The 18835-nt window shown below is 36.9% G+C and carries 13 protein-coding genes and 1 tRNA gene; 6 read left to right on the top strand and 8 right to left on the bottom strand.

Going from position 1 to position 18835, the window contains the following annotated elements:
* Positions 1-92 precede the first annotated feature (92 nt).
* The 5 genes from AADH04_RS13070 to AADH04_RS13090 all read right to left on the bottom strand — a co-directional run bounded on the left by AADH04_RS13070 (position 93) and on the right by AADH04_RS13090 (position 7600).
* Positions 93-169: transfer RNA gene (locus AADH04_RS13070), tRNA-Pro, on the bottom strand.
* Between the two features lie 76 nt (positions 170-245).
* Positions 246-2084, bottom strand: coding sequence for a Na/Pi cotransporter family protein (locus AADH04_RS13075; RefSeq protein WP_434777714.1), 1839 nt, complete (start codon positions 2082-2084; stop codon positions 246-248).
* A 106-nt stretch (positions 2085-2190) separates the two neighbouring features.
* Positions 2191-2916, bottom strand: a complete 726-nt coding sequence (gene pgpB / locus AADH04_RS13080) for a phosphatidylglycerophosphatase B (protein ID WP_434777715.1) — start codon at positions 2914-2916, stop codon at positions 2191-2193.
* Complete coding sequence (smc, locus tag AADH04_RS13085) at positions 2916-6413, bottom strand: chromosome segregation protein SMC (RefSeq protein WP_434777716.1); 3498 nt, start codon at positions 6411-6413, stop codon at positions 2916-2918. The genes pgpB and smc overlap by 1 nt, the downstream gene beginning before the upstream one ends.
* A gap of 416 nt (positions 6414-6829) precedes the next feature.
* On the bottom strand, positions 6830-7600 hold the full coding sequence (locus tag AADH04_RS13090; protein ID WP_434777717.1) for a DeoR/GlpR family DNA-binding transcription regulator: 771 nt from the start codon (positions 7598-7600) through the stop codon (positions 6830-6832).
* A 269-nt stretch (positions 7601-7869) separates the two neighbouring features.
* Here AADH04_RS13090 and AADH04_RS13095 point away from each other — a divergent pair, with 269 nt between their 5' ends.
* A complete protein-coding gene (locus AADH04_RS13095) occupies positions 7870-9273 on the top strand; it encodes a sodium:proton antiporter (protein WP_434777718.1) in 1404 nt (467 codons plus the stop codon).
* Positions 9274-9354: 81 nt separating this feature from the next.
* Here the strand turns inward: AADH04_RS13095 and AADH04_RS13100 are convergent, their stop codons facing one another.
* The 3 genes from AADH04_RS13100 to AADH04_RS13110 form a co-directional block, all read right to left on the bottom strand.
* Entirely contained in the window at positions 9355-10254 is a 900-nt protein-coding gene (locus AADH04_RS13100) for a Dyp-type peroxidase (protein WP_434777719.1), read from the bottom strand.
* A 112-nt stretch (positions 10255-10366) separates the two neighbouring features.
* On the bottom strand, positions 10367-11455 hold the full coding sequence (locus AADH04_RS13105) for a fatty acid desaturase family protein (RefSeq protein WP_434777720.1): 1089 nt from the start codon (positions 11453-11455) through the stop codon (positions 10367-10369).
* A gap of 164 nt (positions 11456-11619) precedes the next feature.
* Positions 11620-12288, bottom strand: a complete 669-nt coding sequence (locus AADH04_RS13110; RefSeq protein WP_434777721.1) for an energy-coupling factor ABC transporter permease — start codon at positions 12286-12288, stop codon at positions 11620-11622.
* 84 nt (positions 12289-12372) lie between these two features.
* Here AADH04_RS13110 and AADH04_RS13115 point away from each other — a divergent pair, with 84 nt between their 5' ends.
* The 5 genes from AADH04_RS13115 to AADH04_RS13135 all read left to right on the top strand — a co-directional run bounded on the left by AADH04_RS13115 (position 12373) and on the right by AADH04_RS13135 (position 18686).
* A complete protein-coding gene (locus AADH04_RS13115) occupies positions 12373-12618 on the top strand; it encodes a recombinase RecA (RefSeq protein WP_434777722.1) in 246 nt (81 codons plus the stop codon).
* A gap of 323 nt (positions 12619-12941) precedes the next feature.
* Positions 12942-13721 (top strand): (Fe-S)-binding protein, encoded by a 780-nt coding sequence (locus tag AADH04_RS13120; protein ID WP_434777723.1) that lies wholly within the window; start codon positions 12942-12944, stop codon positions 13719-13721.
* The gene (locus AADH04_RS13125) at positions 13718-14422 is read left to right on the top strand and encodes a LutC/YkgG family protein (RefSeq protein ID WP_434777724.1); all 705 of its coding nucleotides are present in this window, start codon (positions 13718-13720) and stop codon (positions 14420-14422) included. Before AADH04_RS13120 ends, AADH04_RS13125 begins: the two co-directional genes overlap by 4 nt.
* Positions 14422-15867: a LutB/LldF family L-lactate oxidation iron-sulfur protein gene (locus tag AADH04_RS13130; protein WP_434777725.1), complete on the top strand. Its 1446-nt coding sequence runs from the start codon at positions 14422-14424 to the stop codon at positions 15865-15867. Before AADH04_RS13125 ends, AADH04_RS13130 begins: the two co-directional genes overlap by 1 nt.
* Entirely contained in the window at positions 15864-18686 is a 2823-nt protein-coding gene (locus AADH04_RS13135) for an FAD-binding and (Fe-S)-binding domain-containing protein (RefSeq protein WP_434777726.1), read from the top strand. The genes AADH04_RS13130 and AADH04_RS13135 overlap by 4 nt, the downstream gene beginning before the upstream one ends.
* The last annotated feature ends 149 nt before the right edge of the window (positions 18687-18835 follow it).

Below are 18835 nucleotides of genomic sequence, written 5' to 3' on the forward strand. Positions count from 1 at the left end.
CAAACTTACACACAAATTTGGCACAAAGCCAATTTCATTAAAAAAAGGTCACTTGGTAGAGTGATGTAAATTATTGATAATTATGTATTTTTTGGTCGGAGCGAGAGGATTCGAACCTCCGACCCCTTGCACCCCATGCAAGTGCGCTACCAGACTGCGCCACGCTCCGAAAGAATAGTTTATTTGTCATTCCAAAGAAGCGCAATTATAGGAGGTTAGGGCAGTATTTGCAAGTTTCATGTTCTTTATTCGTTATCTTCGTTTGTATTTGTATATAGTGTTTGTTCCACAGGTAGTGTGGGGGCATTGTGGAAGAGAACATTTTCTTCGTCTGCAATTAGGGTCAGTACATTGCAAAACCCTCTAATGATTCTGTTTACATAGCTTGAGTCATTCATTAGTGAGCTCATTTGCAGGCTATTAATTTCTTGATTACGTGTATGAATAAAAAGGGTATTGGTAAAGTCTTGTTCAAATTGTTGGGCAGTTACGTTAAGGCCATTTAATGTATCAAGCCATTCTTCTATTTCTGTATTCGTTTGTGCAAGTTGATAAAGTGTATGTAATGCATAAAACATATGTTGCCGTAACTGCTCATATAAATATTGTGTAGAAGACTCTTCTGCAGAAAGATAATAATGGAAATTTTTTTGTAAATGTCCCGCATCTTTAATCATTTCCACAAGTTGTAGTGCAACGATTTGGCAGGATAGTATAAACTTTTGGTGCTCTTCACTTAAAGAAGGCGTTTCTATTTTACCAATAAAGCCCAGTAAGTCACTGTATACACCTTTTATGTATTTTTGATAGAGTTGTTCTGCATCAAGGGCATGTTTTTCAGGTGTCTGTTTTAATGACGATTCATCTATTTCTTGAGTAGCAAGTTGTGTGACGGGGATATAAATAGTATGGCAAATAACTTCAATACTTAACCGCCCAAGATATTGAATTTCTTGGATCATTGTGCTGACGATTGTCTCTTCACTTGCCAATGCATTGTCATTTATATAACGTGCATGAATACGTTCCAGAGAGGTTTTGTTTTGATCTTCGACTATTAATACAGCAGGCTCTGTTTTATCAGGCCAGATTTTTTCTAAAAGTTTAGCGAGCTTTTTTTGGATTGGCCAAAAAACACCCACGCCAAGTACATTAAATAAGGTGTGAAATAGTGCTAATTGAACCAAAGCATTGCCAACAACCAATTGTACAAACCATGTAAGTGGATTGATTAATAATAAAGCCAATAGGGCGGTTACTGTATTAAAAATTAAATGTGCTAAAGCCAGCCTTTGGCCTGCTCTATTGCCTCCTAGCATGCCAACAAGAGCTGTACTGATGCTGCTGCCTACATTTGAACCAATTGCGATGGCCAAGCTTTGTGCCAAGTCTATTTGACCACTGGCAAGGGCGGCTAAAGTAAGCATTAATGTTGCATGGCTTGATTGCAAAACAATGGTAATCAGTAAACCGATGCCAATAAATATTAATGTACCAGCTAGGCCTGTAACTTGATAAGCACTTAAATCAAATTGTTCTGTGAATCCAGAAAACCCTAATTTAATCCAGTCAATACCTAAAAATATAAATGAAATACCTAGAATTACACGACCAAGTGCTTTACCTTTTCTACCTCTAAAGCTAGCCAAGACGCCTAATACCAACATTGGTAGCGCCAATGGGCTTAAGCTTAAATTTTGTCCGGCTAATGCTAAAAGCCAAATGCCACTGGTAGCACCTAAATTAGCGCCTAAAATAATAGCAATACCACTGGCTAATTGAATAAGACCTGTACTGATAAAAGCAATTGTCAGTAAAGAGACTAGGGTGGTCGATTGCATGACAGCTGTTGCACCCATACCAAAAAGCATACTGTGTACAGGGGTTGCGGTACTTTTGGCTAGAATTGTTTCTAGCTTTCCACCCGCCAATTTTTGTAATCCTTCTTCTAAACACTGCATACCAAAAAGAAATAAGGCTAATCCAGCGCAAAGTTGTGTCCAATCTGAGTTAAACCAGAAGGAAATTAAAATGCCTAAGCAAATGGCAATAAATGTCAAATTCTTGTAGATGTGGTTTGGCATAGTAATAAGTTCATGATGATTAGGATTAAATCATAAGCTATTACAGGAAAAATCACCAAATTTTTTTATGAAAATGGCGCAAGATAATATATTAATTTTTTGAATTTTAATTGTTTTTTTGTAATTTGTATTTATATTCAATTGCCCAACAAGTGAAGATGGCTAAAGCCCAACTGATTATGGTTGCTGCAATTAAGTCAGTAGGCCAATGCATACCAAGTACTAGGCGGCTCACCATGACGGTAACAGCCCATAAAGTTAATATAATGACCGTGACGTAATGTTTTCGTGGCCACAATAAACCAATGGCCAGTAAAGCCCAGCTGGCAACAAACATAGTATGACCCGAGGGAAAAGCAAAACCTGTTTCAAACTGCCAATGTTGGCGTAACCAGGGGGGAATCGTCGTTTGCTTACTTAGTGTTGTGTCAATTAAATGGTCACGTTGTTTTCTAGAAAGTTTGTAAAATTCTTGATCGTCTATTTTATATTCATGTTCAAGCCATAAGACGAATGGGCGTGGTTCTTGTATTTGATTTTTAATCAATGATTTTGCCAGTTGGCCAGTTAATATAAAGCCTGCAATTAATGTAATCAATAAAATGGCTCTTTGGGGTGGCAAACGTAAACACCATAAAAACCATATAAGTAATATCATACTGGTTAGGATACCCCAAGGTAATGTGACGGTTTCTGTTGCCCAATAAAGTGGTTTTAAGTTACCTAAACCAATTTGTAGCGGGTGCCATTGCCAGCCAGAAATTAGTGTGAATAATGGTAGGGCCAACAAAATGAGTGCGCCAATTGTAATTGCCAAAATAGTTTGTCTCATTAATCAGCTCCTTCTCTCATATTTAATGCTTCTTGTATGTCCACACTAACAATACGAGAGACTCCTTTTTCTTGCATGGTGACACCAACAAGTTGTTCTGCCATTTGCATGGTTAAACGATTATGAGAGATATATAAAAACTGAGTTTGGTGACTCATTTCCTGTACCAACTGGCAAAAACGACTGGTATTGGCATCGTCTAGTGGTGCATCTACTTCATCAAGTAAACAAAATGGGGCTGGATTCAGGCTAAATAAAGCAAAAACTAGGCTCATTGCGGTTAATGCCTTTTCTCCTCCTGAAAGCAAATGAATGGTACTGTTTTTCTTACCTGGAGGATGAGCCATAATTGATACACCCGAACTAAGCAGATCTTCGCCAACCATTTCCAATCGAGCTTGCCCACCACCAAATAAGGTGGGGAAAAATTGTTGAATTTTTTCGTTTACCATATCAAAGGTATTTTGAAAGAGTGCTTTACTTTCATTATCAATTTGTTCAATGGCATCTTTTAAAGATGTAATGGCTTGATTTAAATCATCTCTTTGGATGGTGAAGTAATGTTGCCTTTCTTTTGCTTGTTCTAATTCTTCTAATGCCACTAAGTTAACGGCACCCAACTTCTGAATATTGTTGGCTAGTATAGAAATTTCCTGAGCTAAGGAGGATTGCTCTGGTATTTGGCGGCACATTTCAATTAATTCGCTGATATTGGCTTGGTTTTTAGTCAGTTCTTCTTGTAAATGTTCAGCCAATAATTGTGCTTGCTGTTGCGCCAAAAGAGTTTCTTGTAGTGTTTGCTGTTGTTTATTCTGATTAGCCAGAGTTTTTTGTTGCTCAAGAGCCAAATGTTTATTGCGTTCTTGTAATGTTTGCAATTCGTTTTGAATCTGATTGAGGGTTTCTTCCAGTTGTGTTTGAGTCTCAATTAGATTCTCTAATGCTGCTAAAGGTTCTGCTTGTTCTGGTGTGTCATTAAATTCTAAGTTCAGTTCATTTTGGCGTTTGGTTAGAGACTGGTATCTTTGTTTGATATGTTCCAATTGCTGTTTATTGGCCGCAATTTGCTGTAGCAATTTTTGTTCTGCTATTTGTTCCAGACCTAAGCGCCTAGAGGCATCATACATTTGTGCTCGTATGTTTTGTAAATTGTTTTGTGCGGTATTACGCTGTTGTTGGGTATGTTGATGATCGTCTACTAATGCAGCTAAGGCTTTTTCTCTGTCTTCGATAAACGCTGTTTCTTGAGTCAACTGATTGGTTAATTGAGAGTATTGTTGGGTAAGTTGTTCTTGTTCTTGTGCAATATGTTGGCTACGCAATTGAGTTTGCGCTTGTTTGGCCATAAGTTGATTGTAATGGTTATGTGCTGTTTGTAGGGTGTGATGTGCAATTTTTATATTATTTTTTAATTCATTCAGCTGATTTTTTATATCTTGGGTGTGTGTTTGCTGTTGTTGTTTTTGTTGTTCTAGCGTGCTGATGTGCGGCACCAATGCGTCTAAAGCATCACTGTGTTGTTTGATTTCTTCTTGTAAACTTAGTTGATTACTGGTCTGTGTCTCATCACCTTGCCAATGTACACTATAACAATCAATTAAGTGTCCTTCTGGTGTGATGAATATTTGGTTGGTGCTCAATTGTTTTTGTTTTTGTATGGCTTCTTCTACTGTATTGATACAAATAATATTTTGTAGCCATATGTCCAAAGCAATATCAAAAGGTGCTTTGGCTTGTACTTTATGCCTTAAAGCATTATCAGAAGAGAGGGGAAGTCGTGTGTCGCTAAGTTTAGTGTCGTTCAGCCAAACAATCTCGCTGTTTGGCGTATTTTTTTGTAAATCAATCAGTGTGTTTCTAGCATATAAACGTTCTTGTAAAACAATCGTTAAAGCTTGTTGCCAATTTGGTTCTACTTCTATGTTTTCCCATAATACAGGGGTATGTTCTAATCGTTGTTCTTGCCAAAACTGGTCATGGCTTTGTTTTTCTTTTTGACTTAGGCGTTCTAAAGCTTCTTTTTGTGCTTGATGTGCTACTTTTTGGTTGTGTAATTCAGTCAGTTGCTGTTGTAGTGTTTGTGCGTGATTTAGTGATTCTTCTAAGGTAATTTCAAGATAATCATTTTTTTCTGTTAAGGTTTCTTGCTTGGTTTGCTCCAGTAATAAAGTGTCTTGAGCAATAGTAATGGTTTGCTCATTTGGGGCATCCAGTTCTTGATTTTCTTTTGCTAATGTAGTTAATCGTTGTTGGATATCAATTTGCTGTTGTTCTAGCTGCTTTTTTTTCTGTATGCTTAGATCACGTTCTCTTTCTAAACGGTTTTGAGCATTGTGCTGATTCAAAAAAGCACTTTCCAACTCTTGTAATTGTGTTTCTAATTCAGGTAGTTGTTCTTGGGTGTTGTCCAACTGTAATTGGCATTCGCTTAATAACCATTGTTGTTGTTCAAGTTGTGTTTCTAATTGAGTAATTCCTTGTTCAATCAGTAGCTCTTCCTGGTTCAGTTGTTCTAACTCTCGGTCTGTTTTTTGTTTTTCTTCAGTTAAACGTTGGTGTTGATTTTGTTGGTAACGAATTTTTTCTTCTAAACGCGCCAACTGTTCTCGTACCAAGGCCCATTTGTTTTGGGTTTGATGCAAGTCTTGCTGCTTTTCATGTTCAGTTAATTGTAACTGATAGCTTTCTTCATTCAGTTGGTTAGAGGTTAACTCCAGTTGCGCAATAGTTGTTTGGTGTTGGGCAATGGTTAAACTCAGCTCATTTGCCTGTGTATTGGCTTCTTGAAAACGGACAAAGGTTAAAAGATTCTGCTTGTCGTGCAGTGTTTGCGTTAATGTTTGATATTGAGCAGCAATTTTTGCTTGTTGTTCTAGTTTGCTGATTTGTCTTTCTAGTTCTGTTTGTAAATCATGTAAACGGTTTAAATTATCTTGGGTGTCTTGTAAACGCTGTTCAGTTTCTTTTCTACGTTCTTTATATTTTGATACACCTGCTGCTTCTTCTAAATAGGCACGAAGCTCTTCTGGTTTGGCTTCAATAATGCGTGAAATCATTCCTTGTTCAATAACTGCATATCCTCGGGTACCAACCCCTGTGCCTAAAAATAAATCAGTGATGTCACGCCTTCTGACCGCTTGATTATTGATGAAATAACTGGATTCTCCTTGGCGAGTCAGTACACGTTTAATGGATACTTCTGCGTATTGGCCCCAAGAGCCTTGTAATTGATGGTCGGAGTTATCAAATACCAGTTCGACAATGGCACGAGAAACGGGTTTTCTGGTTGTTGCTCCATTAAAAATAACATCCTGCATGCTTTGCCCACGCAACTGTTTGGCTGACGCTTCTCCTAAAACCCAGCGTACCGCGTCAATGACATTGCTTTTGCCACAACCATTGGGGCCAATAACAGCAACCAGTTGGCCAGGAACCGCAATAGTGGTTGGGTCGACAAAGGATTTAAATCCAGAAAGTTTAATATGAGTTAAACGCAAAATAATCTCGTTAAAAATGGCATAAGAGGGGGATTTTAACGAATTTTGCTTATAAAGTGTATCTATATAAAAGCTTATGTATTGAATATTACGATTTTTTATGATGATGTTTTTTTGCTTAATCTTTTTTAAATATAATTAATTGAAAAATAAATTCAAAATTGGGTTGCTATAGTGGGTATTTGGTGTATCTCTTTATAGAGATTGTTTATGATTTTTACATGCTTTATTTGATGAGTAAAAATTTTGAGATTAACAGTATTATAATTATATGAACGATGTTTTGGATCATATTGTTTTGAATTTTGTGTTGATTGTGTAATTGAGCTTATGAGAGAGGTTTATTCAATCCTGCTCTCATATCGGTAATTATGTTCACAATAGATAAGAAAAAACAGCTTCAATGCTGTTTTTTCTTATCTATTGGCTAAATGGTAGCGAACACCTTCTTCTTCCATTTGTTTTCGTAGATTTTCTGGGATAATACCATCTGTAAAAATGGCATCAAAATCAGTAATATTACCCATACGGACAAGCGCATTACGTCCAAATTTAGTATGATCTGCGGCTAAAAAACGATGGCGAGCATTTTCCATCATGGCACGCGCAATTCTGACCTCACGGTAATCAAAGTCCAGTAAAGCACCATCTGCTTCAATTCCAGATACACCCAAAATAGCATAATCCACTTTGAATTGATTAATAAAGTCCAAAGTAGCCATGCCTGTGATACCACCATCAGAAGCACGTACTGTGCCAGAAGTAATCATCACACTAAAATCTGCTCTACTTGAAACAATAGAGGCAACATGAATATTATTAGTAATGACACGTAAACCTGAGTGATTTTGAATTAAAGTAGATGCAACAGCTTCCAATGTTGTGCCAATACTCATAAACAGTGATGAGTTGTTGGGAATATTATCCGCAACCAATTGGGCAATATGGGTTTTTTCACTTTGTAATTTGGCTTTTCTGGCAAAATAATCTTCATCACCAACACTGCCACCTAATGCTGCGCCACCATGATAACGGCGCAATACATTTTCTTCACATAAGTGGTTGATATCACGACGGATGGTTTGTGGCGTTACATCTAAAATAGAGGCTAGCTCTTCAATAGACATAAAGCCATTGTCTTTTACAAGTTGAATTATGGTCTCATGTCGGGGAGAACGTCCACTCATAAGAATATCACTTACTGTTTGATAAAAATCATATTGTGCCAAAATGTTCGAATTTGTACAACCTTGCTCTTCGTTTTATGCGTTTTTCTTGATTAAAATGGTACATTTTTTCTTTATTTGTGTTCACTTTAGAAATTAAAGCCAAGAATGATGATAAAAAGCCAATATATTCTAGTGTGTTAATAGGAGATGTTTTTTATTAAAGGAAATTTTTCTGTTATACTCAAACGCTGTATTAATAAGCATTTTATACTTATGGGAGGAGGATAATGCGCTTATTTGTTTTGTCTTTTTTGTTGTTAGTGCCAACGTTTAGCCATGCGGCAGATTTTGATGCGCAAAGTTTGAGTATGTTATGGGCTATTCCTTTTGTTGGCATTTTATTATCTATTGCTTTGTTTCCTTTATTTGCACCTCATTTTTGGGAACATCATTATGGGAAAGTGACATTGATTTGGGGACTTTTGTTTATTATCCCATTTTATGTTACTTTTGGTTCGTATATGACTGGGATGGTGCTGGCTCATGCCTTGATTGAAGAGTATATCCCCTTTATTTTGCTTTTAGGTGCGTTGTTTACCATTTCTGGCAGTATTCATATTGCGGGTGATTTTCATGCAACCCCAAAATTCAATACGGGAATATTGGCTATAGGCACTCTTTTGGCATCTGTTATGGGTACTTCTGGTGCTGCAATGTTATTGATTCGCCCATTGCTTAAAGCAAATCAACATAGAGATGTGAAAGCTCATGTGGTGGTGTTTTTTATTTTTCTTGTTGCCAATGTAGGTGGTGGTTTAACACCTCTAGGTGATCCACCTCTCTTTTTAGGGTTTCTAAAAGGTGTTTCCTTTGCATGGACATTTGAGCATATGCTTGTGCCTGTATTGATTACCTCTGTTATTTTACTGATTATTTTCTATATTTTTGATTCTATAGTGTTCAAAAAAGATTTATTTGATGCAGAACATATTAAAAAAGACAATATGTCTTTTTCTATTCAGGGGAAAGTTAATTTTATTCTTTTAGCTGGTGTCATTGGCAGTATTTTATTATCTGGTGTTTGGAAACCTAATATTCAATGGGAAATTTTAGGTGCGCATATTAAATTAGAAAACCTGACCAGAGATCTTTTATTATTGACCTTGATTATTTTATCTTTAGTGTTGATTCCAAAAAAAATCAGAGAAAACAACCATTTTAATTGGCATCCTATTTTAGAAGTAGGTAAATTATTTTTGGGTATTTTTATCACTATTTTCCCTGTGATTGCTATGTTAAAGGTAGGACAAGAAGGACATTTTGGTTCATTAATTGCACTCATGCATGATCAAACAGGTGAACCAATCAATTTGATGTATTTTTGGATTACGGGGATTTTATCGGGCGTGTTGGATAATGCACCTACATATTTAGTATTCTTTAATTTAGCAGGTGGTGAAGCTCAAGAGTTAATGGGGCCTTTGTATCATACTTTATTGGCTATTTCTATGGGGTCTGTATTTTTAGGTGCTTTAACTTATATTGGTAATGCGCCTAATTTTATGGTTAAAGCAATTGCTGAACAAAGTGGCGTGAAAATGCCAAGTTTCTTTGGTTATATGGCTTACTCAATCGTATTTTTATTGCCTGTGTATGCGTTTGTTTCATGGTTGGTATTGGTGGTTTTTTAAGCTAATTTCAAAAGAGATCAGCAAAAACGTAAAAAAGGTATCCTATTTTAGATACCTTTTTTGTATTTGAATCTATTTTAATTACATCGTTAATAATTCATCTAAAGACGGGGCAAAGAAATAGCTGCCAGAAACAGGTGTTGTGTAATTCAGTAATAAATCTGTTTTGCCATCTAATTGACCAAACATGCTCAGCAGTTGTTGTTCAATATTATATAGGCTGGCACAGTAGGCAATGAAAAATAATCCATGTTCACCGCTGGCTTTACCATAGGGTAAACTTTGACGTAGAATTTTTAAGCCTTTACCGTCTTCTTTTAAATCCACACGGCTAACATGAGAGGTATCTGGGCGTGCATTTGATGGCAACTCTTCGCTGTCTTGTTTGGTTCTACCAATAATTTGTTCTTGTTCATGAACAGGCATATCATGCCATTTAGGCATATGATGCACATAGCGCTGTGTGAAGACATAGCTGCCATGGGCATGTTCTTGATCATCGGCAATGAGTGCTACTTCAGGCCTTTGTTCTCCTTGAGGGTTTTCTGTTCCATCAACAAAGCCTGTTAAATCACGCTCTTCTACCCAGCGAAAACCATGGGTTTCTTCTTCAACCTGAATATGGGTTTTTAATGCTTCTAAAGTTTGTTGAGCCATGCTAAAAGCCACATCGAAACGATTCGCTAAAATATGAATGAGTAAGTCTCTTTGAGTTGCTGGTGCGTTACCTAATGTTGTAAATGGTTTTAGTTCTGAAGGAGGGGATGAAGATGATATTTTCTTCCAAGCATCAGAACCAAAGGCAATTACTGCACCTAAGGCTGCATCAGGGTAGTTTGATTTTAATGTGTCCAGATGGCCGCAAACGGTTTGAATCGCTTTTTTAAACTCAGGTGTATTTTGGGTTGTTATACGAGCTTCAATAAATATGCCAAAACGGCAATGTTCGAGCAAAATACCACTTTGTGCTTTTGATGGCATGTTTTCTTTACCTTATTAACAAAAAATTGATGCCATAATTTTAACGCAAAAGAGTATAGATGAAAAATAAAACCCATCAAAGTAATGGGTTTTATGATTTAACGCAATGAAGTTAATTTGTTAAGGTAGGTTTCCTGCCCATTTGTTTTAAAAATCGAAAATGAGATAAAACGGCAGAAGTTAATGAGTTGTTTTTATGGTAAGGCATATCATATTCTAAACAGGTTTCTTGGACAATTTTTGACAATGAATAATAATGGATATGGCTAACCTTATGAAATAAATGATGTTCTACTTGTTGATTTAAACCTCCTGTGTAAAAGCGTACAAGAGGGTTTTCAATAGCAAAATTTGCAGTTGTTCTTAATTGATGTTCTGCCCAGTCATAACACATTTTATTTTGTTCATTTTCTTTTGGAAATTCTGTTAAATCAACTGTATGAGCTAATTGAAATACCAAAGATAAAATAAAGCCAAAGAAAAAATGAATACAGAAAAAATATAATAATACCAAGCTGATTGGATGAAAAAACATCGGTAATATTAAGGCATAACCAATATAGGCAATTTTTGTGAAGGTGAAATACGGTAGCTCCCACCATTTACGTTTTTGTAACGGGGTATCCGAAATACGGTTGGTCACTAATTTATAAAAATCACTAAAAACGGCAAGAAATAGGGTTAATAAACTGTACAAAAAAGGGGCATAAATATGTTGAAAACGGTGCCAGGGGTGCCAAGTTTGGTGTGGTGAAAAACGCATTAATAGGCCCAGTTCAATATCATCATCTTTGCCCGTAATATTGGTATAGGTATGGTGTAACATATTGTGTTTTTGTTGCCAAAGTGTTTGGCTACTGCCCAATAAATCCATCGAGGCTCCTGCTAACCAGTTTACCCACTTTTTGCTGGAAAAACTGCCATGGGCACCATCATGCATGACATTGAACGCTACTAAAATCATGCCATTGGTGAGCATAAGGGCAAATAATATACCGCTGAGCCAAGTTTGGGCAAAAAAGACCAGACCTATATAGCCACCAATATATAGGCTAAAAGCAAAAAATGCTTTGAAATAAAGCCAACTGTTACCAGTTTGTTTGACTTGGTTTTGATCAAAATAATCATTGATCCGTTTTTGTAAGACTTTAAAGAATTCTGTTCGAGGTGGAAATGATAAACGACGAGTAGGTTGAGGCATGCGGACTCCAAAAATAAACCACTGATACCAATACAATATAAAATTTATAGTATCGGTTGATCTTAATTATATTGTGTTTGTTTTGGCTTGTGTAAAAATAAGGAAGATTTTTAGCTGGATTTACATTGTTTTACAAATGTTAAGGGCTAGTTTTTAAAGGTAATTTAAAGAATCGTTGGTTTTTTAAGATATAGATCATCATCAAATGTTGTGACCCATTGTGGGGCAAAACAAACTAAAACAGCCGTGATTAAACCTGTTAAAAATGCTTCTCCCCAAGCGATAAAAAAGTAAACGGGTAAGGCTGTGCTTATTAAGAATTTCATTGGGTAGACATTAAATAGACCTAAAGTCAGCACAATGAGTAGAGCACAAGCGAGTAAACTGAGTGCGGCAGTAATAAAACCATTGCCTAAAATAAAAATAAAAATATGTTTGGGTAGGTATTTTTGTGCTGCTTTTAAGGATATAAGGGTAATACTGACAGCAGGTAAGGTCATGATGCAAAAATTTAAGCCAACTGACAGTAAATCAGCAGGTGTTAAAAATACTAAGGTATAGATAATACAGGCTAATGCCATAATCCATAAAGTCAAAGACCAACCTAATGTAAGTGTCAGTAGCGTAACGCCTAAGAAATGATAGTTTAAGCCAATATTAACGCTTGCATGGAGCATCCAAGCCATGAGGATGCAAAATAAGGCGCAACCACTTCCTGAAAATAACTGTTTGTTCTGGATGATTTTTTTTAAAGTTAAACCCAATATACACAGCATGATAAACCATGCAGTGTATAGCACAACATCAGGAAATAAATGTTCAGGAAGATTCATGAGCTTATGGTGTTTATTACTTTTGTTAATATAAAATACTATTTGTGGGTATTCTAAACATAATTGCTGAGGAGTGAAAGGGAAGTGGTTAACAATTTTAGTAATGAACAAAAAGCGTTAATGTTGACACAAAAGGGCGTGGGTGAAACGGTCATCAAACGTTTAGAAGAAATAGGTATTTGTTCTTTTAAACAATTGGCCAATGAAGATGCTCAAGAGATTACGCAACAAATTGCTCAAATGCTAGGTGCAACTTGTTGGGCAAATAGCCCACAAGCCAGAAAAGCCATTGAAATACTGATTGATTTAGCAAAACAGCATCAAAATTGATGCATTATATTACTTGGTGGACTTTGTGTAATGACAAATAAGTTCCTTTGAGAAATGAATAATCATACCCCCAACGTATTTGAGTCGTTCTGAACATCCTTTATAACCTCAAACTATCTTTTTATTTTGCTTGACCTAAATAGATCATATTTTCATGATAAGTATGAGTCAGAGTGCTTTAAAATAGTTGCCTTTTTAAGGACAATTTCATAGGATAATTGACGTTTTTGCGATTCTATTTTAAAGTAAATAAAAAAATTAATAAGAATCGAAAAATAACAATAATCTTTCCTTCCATCAATTAAGATATAAGGTCTACAAGGATGACACAAACTCAAGTCGCTCAGGAAATCAATCCTAAGCCTACGAATGTCTATTTTTTTGGTACATGTTTAATTGATCTGTTTTTACCTGAAGCAGGCATGGATGCCATCACTTTATTGGAACAACAAGGTGTTCTGGTTCACTTTCCTCAAGAGCAAAGTTGTTGTGGGCAACCTGCTTTTTCATCTGGTCGATCGAAAGAAGCATTTGAGGTTGCCAAAAAGCAATTGAATTTATTTCCTAATGAGTGGCCTATTGTGGTGCCTTCTGGGTCATGTGGTGGCATGATGAAACTTCATTGGCCTAAATTGTTTTCAGGTACAGAATATGAGGCTAAAGCTAAAGAGCTGTCTGAAAGGGTGGTTGAATTTAGCCAGTTTTTATTGAACGTTTTAGATTATCAACCTCAAGATAAGGGTGACCCCATTAAAGTGGCCGTGCACACAAGCTGTGCTGCCAGACGTGAGATGAATGTGCATACTTCAAGTTGGGCCTTGATTGATAGACTACAAAATGTCACAAGGGTTGTACATGATCATGAAAGTGAATGTTGTGGCTTTGGTGGTGTATTTTCTGTTAAACACCCAACAATTTCAGGTGCTATGGTAACGGATAAAGTCACCTCATTGTTAAATACGCAAGCGGATGAAATTGTCACCGCAGATGGTGGATGTTTATTGAATATTGGTGGCAAAATAGCCAAAGATTTACCCCCTGATATCCCGTCTCCTCAACATATTGCCAGCTTTTTGTTAAAAAGAACAGGAGGCAAAGCATGAGTGATGCTCGAAGTTCTATTTTGGCAAAGTTAAATTCAGCACCAAAGCAAAATTTACCTGAACCACAAACAGAGGTTTTTTATCAAACTTATACACCAAAATGGGATGAGATTTCGCGCTTAAAACATTGGGCTTATGCCATGAGAGCAGTGAATACTCATATTGTATGGGTGCGTCAGGATAACTGGTCACAAATTTTATCAGATATGGTTTCCCAAAAAAGGTTGAATAATATTTTATTGCCTTTACAAACAAGCCATGGGCAATTGGCTCAGGCTGATTTACAAAAACAATGTCCTGATGTTCAACTATTGTCTTATGAAAAGCCTATTGACGAATGGAAAGAACAATTATTTAGAAAGGTCAATGCCAGTTTGACCGACGTTCGTTGCGGGATTGCTCAAACAGGTACTTTATTACTTTGGCCTGATACCATGCAACCACGAACAATGAGTCTGGTTCCGCCTGTTCACTTTGCACTATTTGATACACAAAACTTATACAGCACTTTTTATGAAGCAATGCACGCTTTGGATATGCAAAACGGCATGCCAACAAATGTTGTATTGGTCTCTGGGCCTTCAAAAACAGCCGATATTCAAATGACTTTAGCGTATGGGGCACATGGGCCAAGAGAGCTGATTGTACTGGCAATTGTGCCAGCACATATTAGTCTTGAAGATTTGGAGGGAACAGTGTAATGAGTAATATGATTCATATATACCCAGATTCCACCAACTTTAAAGATAATGCATACCATGCTGTTCATGATCGCCATTTGCGCCAAAGTTTACGCACGGCTATGGATGACTTAACCAAAAAAAGAGCAGCCAGTTTTGCTAATGAGCAAGAGTTGCAGGATTTAAGGGCTTTAGGTGAACAAATTCGTCAATACTCTTTGGCAAAATTACCTCAGCTATTGGTTCAGTTAGAGGAAAAACTGACTGAAAATGGGGTTAAAGTGCATTGGGCTGAAAATGCTCAACAGGCGTGTGCCATTATTCATCAGTTGATTACCGATAAGCAGGGTAAGCTAATGGTTAAAGGTAAGTCTATGGTGAGTGAAGAAGTTGAGCTAAATCATTATCTTGCTGATCGTGGTATTGATGCTTTAGAAAGCGATATGGGCGAATTTATTGTGCAAATGGCTCAAGAAAAACCAACTCATATTGTCGTGCCTGCTATTCATAAGACCAAACAACAAATTGCCAAGTTGTTTCATGAAAATTTACCTGATGCGCCCTATACAGAAGATGTGGATGAGTTGATTTTAATGGGTAGAAATGCGTTAAGGGATAAATATCTAGAAGCAGACGTAGGTTTATCGGGTGTGAATTTTGCTGTAGCACAAACAGGTACTTTATGTTTGGTCGAGAATGAAGGTAATGGTCGTATGTGTACCACTGTGCCACCTATGCATATTGCCATTACTGGCATTGAAAAAGTGGTTGAGAAGTTAAGTGATGTTTTACCTTTATATAGCTTATTACCACGTTCTGCATTAGGTCAAAATATCACCACGTATTTTAATATGATTTCCAGTCCAAGGCAGGGTGGTGAAAAAGACGGTCCCCAAGAAGTTCATTTGGTTTTATTGGATAATGGTCGCTCCCAAGCATATGCTGATACACAACTGAGAAAAACCTTACAATGCATTCGTTGTGGTGCATGTATGAATCATTGCCCTGTATATGCTCGTATTGGTGGCGCCGCTTATGGTACAACGTACCCTGGCCCTATTGGTGAAATTATTTCTCCTCATTTGTTGGGCTTAGAGGCTACAAAGGATTTACCTACCGCATCTAGTTTATGTGGTGCATGTGCAGAAGTGTGTCCCGTAAAAATTCCGATACCTGAATTATTGATCCGATTAAGAGAAGAAGAGCAGCGCTCTCCTACAGAGGATGTTGTTCATCCATTAAAAGGGCAAGGAGCAGCACGTACATTAAGTGAAACACTTGCATGGCGTACTTTTACTGGTTTATTTGCAGGAGCGAAAGCTTATCGGGTTTTGGGTTTTATGAGTGCTCATTTACGTGGCTTGACACCCAAATATCAAATGGGTTGGACAATAAATCATATTCCTTTAAAGCCAGCGCCTAAAACATTGCATCAGATGTTAAAAGAGAAAGAGAATAAACGATGATGGATATAAATGATATCAGTCCTGAACATATCGCGTTTAAGAACAGTTTAGTTGCCTATTTACCAGAAAAACAAATCTATACTGATCCTTTAAGTCGTTATGCTTATGGTACTGACGCCAGTTTTTATCGCTATATTCCTCAGGTTGTGGTGCGTGCCCATAACGAAACGGAAGTGATGCAAATTATGCGTTTGGCGCAACAGCATAAAGTAGCTGTTACCTTTAGAGCATCTGGTACGTCTTTATCTGGGCAAACTTGCTCGGAGTCTGTGTTGGTTTTATTGGGTGATGGCTTTTTAGATGCCCAAATTCTGGATGATGGAAATAGAATTAAATTAAAACCAATGGTTATTGGTGCACATGCCAATCAACTTTTGGCTCCATTAGGCCGTAAAATTGGTCCAGATCCAGCATCAATCAATACTGCGAGAATAGGGGGGATCGCAGCCAATAACAGCAGTGGTATGTGTTGTGGTACAAAAGAAAACAGTTACCATACATTGTCTGCTATGAGGGTTATTTTACCAGATGTCACTATTTTAGATACCAGTGACGCACAAAGTATTGCATCATTTAAACAAACCCATGCGCTATTATTAAATCAGTTAAAGGCGTTATCTGAGCGTATTAAAAATAACCCTGAGTTGGAACAAAAAGTGCGTTACAAGTATCGCATGAAAAATACGACAGGTTATGGCATCAATGCCTTAATTGATTTTGATGATCCAATTGATATGTTGATTCATTTGATGATTGGTTCTGAAGGTACCTTAGGTTTTATTAGTGAGGTTGTTTACAACACTGTATTTGATTATCCCCATAAAGCTTCTGCTCTAATCTTTTTTGATTCTCTAGATAAATGTTGTCGTGCCGTGACAGCTTTACGTCAACGTGCAACAGTTGATGCAGTTGAACTGCTTGATGGTCCGAGTATTCGTTGTGTCGGGCAGGCAAAGCAAGGATTACCCGAATTTTTTTATTCAGACTGTAGTAATGATTCTGCGTGTTTATTAATTGAAACTAAAGCGCCAGATGACGAGACTTTAAACACGCAAATTGACTTGGTTAATCAAATTGTCTCAGAGTTTGATTATAAAGAGCACAGTCAGTTTTCAAAAGATACTAAAGTGACTGATATGTATTGGAGTGTACGCAAAGGGCTTTTGCCTATTGTTGCGGGGGGGCGTCCTAAAGGCAGTAATGTATTAACTGAAGATGTGGTTTTTCCTATTGAATCTTTAGCTGATGGTGTGCGTACTTTAACACAAATGTTTCAGAAGCATGGTTATACTGAAGGTATGGTCATGGGGCATGCTTTAGAAGGTAATTTACATTTTGTGTTAACCCCGTCTGTTGAAACAACTGAAGAAATAGAGCGTTATAACACTTTTATGCAAGAGCTTGCTCATAAAGTTACGGTTCAATACAATGGTTCTTTAAAAGGAGAGCATGGTACAGGGCGCAATATTGCGCCGTTTGTCCGTGTGGAGTGGGGGGATGATGCTTATCAAATTATGTGTGATCTTAAAACGTTATTTGACCCAGACAATATACTTAACCCTGATGTGATTATCAGTTCAAATGAACGTTTACATTTACAATCATTTAAAAGCATGCCTGTTGCAGATGAATTGATTGATGATTGTATGGAATGTGGTTTTTGTGAGCCTGCTTGTCCCTCAGATGGCTTATCATTAACACCAAGACAAAGAATCACTGTTTATCGTCGTATGGCACAATTAAAACAAGCATCTGTAAGCAATGATGAATTGGCTTATTATGAAGAACATTTTTCTTATCAGGGGATTGATACTTGTGCTGCAACAGGGATGTGTGCAACACGTTGCCCTGTGAGTGTCAATACAGGCGCTTTAATCAAAAAAATCAAGCCAAAAGCAAAATATAATCGCATTTTAGCATTTGCTGAAAATAATATCAGACTGATGAGTTCTTCTGCCAGATTAGGGGTTAGAGCCGTTCATTTGTTTGGTAATGAACGCGTGAATGGTTGGACTAAAAAATTACATAATCAGTTTAAATTTATCCCTATTGTGCCAGAAAATTTGCCTTATCCTGCCAGCAAAGCACCTATTCGTGATTATCATAGTGGTGCTGAACCAGTTGTTTATTTTATTTCTTGTGTGAATCGAACCTTAGCAGAAGAAAATATTAATCATAGTTCTGTGGCGCAACATACAGTTAATTTATTCCATAAAACAGGCTTTAAACCTATTTTTCCAAATAATATGAATAGCTTATGCTGCGGCCAACCATTTGAATCTGCTGGCTCTAATGTGAATGCAGATAGGGCTACAGTTTCATTAAATCAGGCTTTGCTTGATGCTTCTGATGATGGTTTATATCCAATATATTTAGATAATGCACCATGTGCATTGCGTGTCAAAGAGGCGCAAGAAAAAGGCTTAATTGATCAACGTTTAAAAATTTATGATGCTGCCAGCTTTTTAGCACAACAAGTGATGCCAAAGCTCAATATCTCTTATAAATTACCTGAGCTTGCTGTTCATATTCCTTGTTCTGCAAGCAAAATGGGGGTAAGAAAAGAGTTATTGGATTTGGCAAATGCATGCGCAAATAAAGTCAATGTACCAGATATTGCTTGTTGTGGTTTTGCTGGCAGTAAAGGGTTTAGCTATCCTGAGCTTAATCAAAATGGTTTACGTCATCTAAAAGAGGTGCTTCCTAAAAGTTGCCAACATGGTGTATCTATGAGTAAAACATGCCAGATTGGGTTAACAACCCATTCAGGCATGAATTATCAGAGTATAGAAGCGCTGTTGGATCAATGTAGTCAATAAAAATAACCATATTAATTATAAATTAAATAAGAAAACGTAGCATTGTTGCTCATAAATAGGCATACCAATTATCCCTACTATAAGGTATGCCTGCGTTGAGTGTGCAGTTTTTAAGCCATATTTGGCTTGAGTTGTTTGTTCATACACAT

The organism is Neisseria sp. Ec49-e6-T10, assembly GCF_051132615.1.
Lineage (GTDB): Bacteria > Pseudomonadota > Gammaproteobacteria > Burkholderiales > Neisseriaceae.

Excerpts from the sequence above, each read along its gene's own strand:
- AADH04_RS13110 (WP_434777721.1), bottom strand. The coding sequence starts at position 12,288 with ATGAATCTTCCTGAACATTTATTTCCTGATGTTGTGCTATACACTGCA.
- AADH04_RS13135 (WP_434777726.1), top strand. The coding sequence starts at position 15,864 with ATGATGGATATAAATGATATCAGTCCTGAACATATCGCGTTTAAGAAC.
- AADH04_RS13130 (WP_434777725.1), top strand. The coding sequence starts at position 14,422 with ATGAGTAATATGATTCATATATACCCAGATTCCACCAACTTTAAAGAT.
- AADH04_RS13100 (WP_434777719.1), bottom strand. The coding sequence starts at position 10,254 with ATGCCATCAAAAGCACAAAGTGGTATTTTGCTCGAACATTGCCGTTTT.
- AADH04_RS13105 (WP_434777720.1), bottom strand. The coding sequence starts at position 11,455 with ATGCCTCAACCTACTCGTCGTTTATCATTTCCACCTCGAACAGAATTC.
- AADH04_RS13090 (WP_434777717.1), bottom strand. The coding sequence starts at position 7,600 with ATGAGTGGACGTTCTCCCCGACATGAGACCATAATTCAACTTGTAAAA.
- pgpB (WP_434777715.1), bottom strand. The coding sequence starts at position 2,916 with ATGAGACAAACTATTTTGGCAATTACAATTGGCGCACTCATTTTGTTG.
- AADH04_RS13125 (WP_434777724.1), top strand. The coding sequence starts at position 13,718 with ATGAGTGATGCTCGAAGTTCTATTTTGGCAAAGTTAAATTCAGCACCA.
- AADH04_RS13095 (WP_434777718.1), top strand. The coding sequence starts at position 7,870 with ATGCGCTTATTTGTTTTGTCTTTTTTGTTGTTAGTGCCAACGTTTAGC.
- AADH04_RS13120 (WP_434777723.1), top strand. The coding sequence starts at position 12,942 with ATGACACAAACTCAAGTCGCTCAGGAAATCAATCCTAAGCCTACGAAT.
- AADH04_RS13075 (WP_434777714.1), bottom strand. The coding sequence starts at position 2,084 with ATGCCAAACCACATCTACAAGAATTTGACATTTATTGCCATTTGCTTA.